Source organism: Streptomyces sp. NPDC033221, assembly GCF_055577005.1.
The window spans coordinates 1-3,887 of the sequence record NZ_JBVIQN010000085.1 but is presented as its reverse complement, the minus strand read 5'-3'; the positions used below and the strand labels follow the sequence as shown (position 1 = coordinate 3,887).

General features: G+C 71.4%; 6 protein-coding genes. 2 read left to right on the top strand and 4 right to left on the bottom strand.

All coding sequences use genetic code 11. From position 1 onward, the window contains the following. Positions 1-171: 171 nt before the first annotated feature. Positions 172-522: a hypothetical protein gene (locus tag ACZ53K_RS42490; RefSeq protein WP_468848463.1), complete on the top strand. Its 351-nt coding sequence runs from the start codon at positions 172-174 to the stop codon at positions 520-522. A 206-nt stretch (positions 523-728) separates the two neighbouring features. Here ACZ53K_RS42490 and ACZ53K_RS42485 read toward each other — a convergent pair whose 3' ends face one another. Then, complete coding sequence (locus tag ACZ53K_RS42485) at positions 729-1,124, bottom strand: STAS domain-containing protein (protein WP_468848460.1); 396 nt, start codon at positions 1,122-1,124, stop codon at positions 729-731. Between the two features lie 294 nt (positions 1,125-1,418). On the opposite strand from ACZ53K_RS42485, the gene ACZ53K_RS42480 reads away from it, so the two are divergent. Further along, entirely contained in the window at positions 1,419-2,261 is an 843-nt protein-coding gene (locus ACZ53K_RS42480; protein ID WP_468848457.1) for a hypothetical protein, read from the top strand. Between the two features lie 19 nt (positions 2,262-2,280). Here the strand turns inward: ACZ53K_RS42480 and ACZ53K_RS42475 are convergent, their stop codons facing one another. From ACZ53K_RS42475 to ACZ53K_RS42465, 3 genes are all read right to left on the bottom strand, one after another. Then, complete coding sequence (locus ACZ53K_RS42475) at positions 2,281-2,628, bottom strand: DUF1330 domain-containing protein (protein ID WP_468848455.1); 348 nt, start codon at positions 2,626-2,628, stop codon at positions 2,281-2,283. Between the two features lie 242 nt (positions 2,629-2,870). Beyond that, a complete protein-coding gene (locus ACZ53K_RS42470; RefSeq protein WP_468848452.1) occupies positions 2,871-3,623 on the bottom strand; it encodes a hypothetical protein in 753 nt (250 codons plus the stop codon). 93 nt (positions 3,624-3,716) lie between these two features. Continuing rightward, the coding region (locus tag ACZ53K_RS42465; RefSeq protein ID WP_468848475.1) for a transposase at positions 3,717-3,887 on the bottom strand (171 nt) is incomplete at its 5' end.

Here is a 3,887-nt window from a genome sequence, read left to right as displayed (position 1 = left end):
CCGCCCGGGCACAAGCCGCCCGGGCACAAGCCGCCCGGGCACAAGCCGCCCGGGCACAAGCCGCCCGGGCACAAGCCGCCCGGGCACAAGCCGCCCGGGCACAAGCCGCCTGGCCATCAGCCTCCCGGCCACAAGCCTCCTGCGCACGAAGCTCCCGGCCACCAGCCCCCCGTGCACGAAACACCCGGCCACGAGACCCCCGGACACCAGTTCCCCGGGCAGCAATTCCCCGGTCCGGGCGGCCATCAGCTCCCCACCGACCCCCGGCCGTCCGGCCACCGGCCCCCGGCCGAGGTCGCCGGCGCGGTGGACTCCCGGGCGATGCCCGCGACGCACCGCAGTACCCCGTCGTCCGCCGTGTCACCGGCCGGCGGCAAGGGGCAGGAGATCGCGCAGCCCGCGCAGGGGTCGGCACTCGCACAGACGGGAAGCATCCACGCCGGTGCCGCGGCCGCCACGAGCGCCGTGTTCCTGCTGGGCGGGGCGGTGCTCTTCCGGCGCAGCCGCACCTCCCGTACGTGAGGTCCTGACCCCCTTCCTCCACCAGCCGCTGCAGTGGCTCCCGGCCTCGGGCCGGGGGCCACCAGGCCTTGGGCGGCAGGGACAGGCGCGGCGGCCGTCCACGTACGCATCCAACGCCTCCGGAACTCCACGCCGGACCAACGACCGTGTTCCGCGGCGGGCAACGCGCACCCCGGCACCCTTCACACGACCGGCACCGAACGCCCTCAGCTGTGCCCTGCCATCGGATCGGGGAAGAGTGAACCCCGTCCGGACGCCAGCTCCGTCCAGTGCCAGGTGCGGCCGTCCTGGGCCAGTGCGCGGACCGCGGCCGCGCTGCCGGGAAAGGCGGGCAGCAGGCAGTCCGTCGCGGTCCGCCGGATGAGCTTGCGTACGGCAGGATGCGGGCCGGCCAGGAGCAGTCCACCGCCGACCGCGTTCAGCCGCATCGCTTTGCGGACCAGAATCGCCAGGGCGTCGATGGTCAGCCGGTGGACCGCCGATACATCGACGATCACCGTGGGCACCGTGGCGCGGCGGCGGATCATGGCCGCCAGGCATTCCACGGCATCCCAGGAGCCGTCCGGGAGCAGCAGCAGGTGATACTGGGCAGGTCGGGTCAAAAGGATCGAGGCCTTCCGTATGAGCGACTGGACGCCTCGGACCCCAGGAGCGCGCGGCCCCAACGGCTCAACGCGCTTACCGTGCCCTTGGCATACCCCCACAGGCCAACGCCACCCTGACCCGCCAGGGCGAGTTTTCCTACGCCCGCCGGGTACGGGCCCGCCGAACGCGTTCGCCGCCGACGAAAAGCGGTGGGGCGGCCCGTACCTGAGCAGGCCTCGTCCCGCAGGAGTACGCCAACAGCCTTCCACCGTCAGATGCTTGCCGGGCCGCACCGGCCGAAGCTCATCGCTATGAAGAACTCACCAAGCACACCCACCCGAGCCCACACCCACACCGGAAGCGAGACCCACACCCGCGCGCCGCGCCGCTCCGCCTCTCGGCCGCCGTCCTTACGCTCACTGCCCCCAGCCACTGCCGCGACGATCGGCGGCCAGTTCCTGGCGGGTGCCGGAATCCTGGTGCAGTGGATCGCCGAGCCTGCCCGGTTCCCCGTGTTCCCGCCGGGGCTGGTCTACATCGCCGCGGCTGCGGCGATCGTATGGCTCGACCGTCGGACACCCTGGTCGCCGCTGGCGGCGGTACTGCTCTCCCTGTGGATCTCGGTCGGCGGGCTGGTGGGCGGAGAGCTGACCGCCAACCTCAGCAGCGCCAACCCCCTGTTGGCCGCCGGCAATATCGTCATGCTGCTGGGGCTCGCGATCTCGTCCGGGGCCGGCTTGCTCGTCATCCGGCAGAACCGCCGGCAGCAGACCGAGCCCCTGGTCAAGCCGCTCAGCGCGGAGAACCCGCGCCGCACCGCGGTGTGGATCGTCGTCGCGGGACTGCTGGCGGACGCGATCGGCGACGCCGCGCCCGAAGGGCTGCGGTGGGACGGTCCCGGGCCGGCCATGTTCGCCGTACTCGCTGTGCTCGTCGCACTGGTCCCCGGCCGGTTCATGGTGCTCCTGAGCATCCCGCTGAGCGGGGCCTTCATCGTCGGGGTGTTCACCAACCCCGAGCCCCTCGCCGCGCTGTCGAACCCGAGCGCCGACCTCCTCGGCTTCAGCGGCTCCGTGCTGCAACTGACCGGGCTGACCGCTGCCGTGCTCGCGGGCTGCGTCGCGGTGCTGCCCCGCCGACGCCGTACCGCGTAGAGGCCGCCCGGCCCGAGGCCTACGCGGCAGGCAGAACCTTTCGCATCTTCTGTGCGAAGCCGCTCGCGTCGTAGTCCTCGGGGACGCCCTCGACCAGGACGATGTCGCTCCGGATGTACCGTGAGCGCAGCGGCGCGATCTCCTGGTATTCGGGCGAGCCCCACCAGACCCGCGCCTCGGCGGCCCCGGGAAAGCCGATCATCACGACGCTCCCGGGCCAGCTGCCCTCCAGCACCTCGTGCTGTGTGCCATGGACGAGGAAGCGACCACCGTACGGCTCGAACGTGGCGGTGATGCGCTCGATGTACTCGACGATCTCCTCGCGCGGAGTGACCTCGTGCAAGTGGGCTATGGCGTAGGCGGTCATGGTGTCCTCCTGGTCGGCCGGGCTCCCTGTACTGCGCCGATCGTGGCAGCCCGGCGCGCCGGGGGCGATTACCTGGCAGGTAGGTGCCTGCCGGCGGCGTGTCCGTGACAGCCGCCGTCGCGAGGCACGGCCATGGGCACCGCGTGGCGCGACGACGTCGGTCACGGTTGCGCGGTGACGATCGTCACGTCGTTCACGTCGTTCAGGTCGTCATCCTCGCCACGAAGGCCGGACTCCGCATCTCAGTTGCGGTGACTTCGGCACCCTGGCCAGTGGATGCCGTACAACCAGTGGATGCCGTACAAACGGGACGGAAGTGAGGAGGCCGCTATGGGTGCGCAGTACGCCGCCGAGCTGATGCGCGCCGCCGACGGCCCGTGGACGCGCCGCGAGGCGCTGGTCCACGGCGACTGGCATCGGGGAGCTCCTTTCCCTGGGCCCGGCGCCGTCCGGCCGCGATCTGGTGGCGGAGGGCTTGTCCGGTTGCCCCCAGCCCCGCAGCTCCACGGCCGCGCACGGTCCCGTCGGGCGGCCAGGCCCGCCCTGGTGCACAGGGCCGCGAGCCCGCCGCTACGGCGCCGGGTGAAGGCCACCGTCGTCTTCGGGCAGCCGTCGGCGAACCTGTGCAGCGCCGCACGCCCGGCGGTGTCGATGATCAGATGCCAGCGCAGTTTGGTGGAGGTCCAGTCGCCGGCGTAGGTGCAGTACGCGGCCTTGGCGGGCGGCAGCCATTCGGCCGGGTTCATGTTGCCCTTGGCGCGGTTCGGCCCGGAGCTGACCGCCACCAGCCCGCGCGGCGCGTCCAGGTCGTTGGCGTAGACGTCGCGGCGCTTGACCGACCACGTCGAGGCCCCGGAATCCGACGCCTCCGCCGGCGGCACGACATGATCAATATCGAGTTTCGACGCGCTGTTGACGGTCTTGCCGTCGTGGTACGACGTCCACTGGCCGCCCGTCGACCTGCAGCTCTTGCCCTGGTGGGGCTTCGGCGACAAGCCCCGGCCCCACACCACGAGCGTCAACCCATGGCCAGATCCACAGCATCCACTGGCCAAGCCATCCGTGCAGGGGCCATCTAACTGGTCATTTCAGAATGAGGTTCGGAGTCGTCGCAAGCAGATGATGCTGCAGGCGAGTTGGAGCAGCCCGAGGTGGAGGTCGGCGCGTATCTCGTAGCGGGTTCGCAGGCGTTTGAACTGGTGGAGCCAGGCGAAGGTGCGCTCGACGACCCACCTGGTCTTGCCCGGGCCGGATCCGTG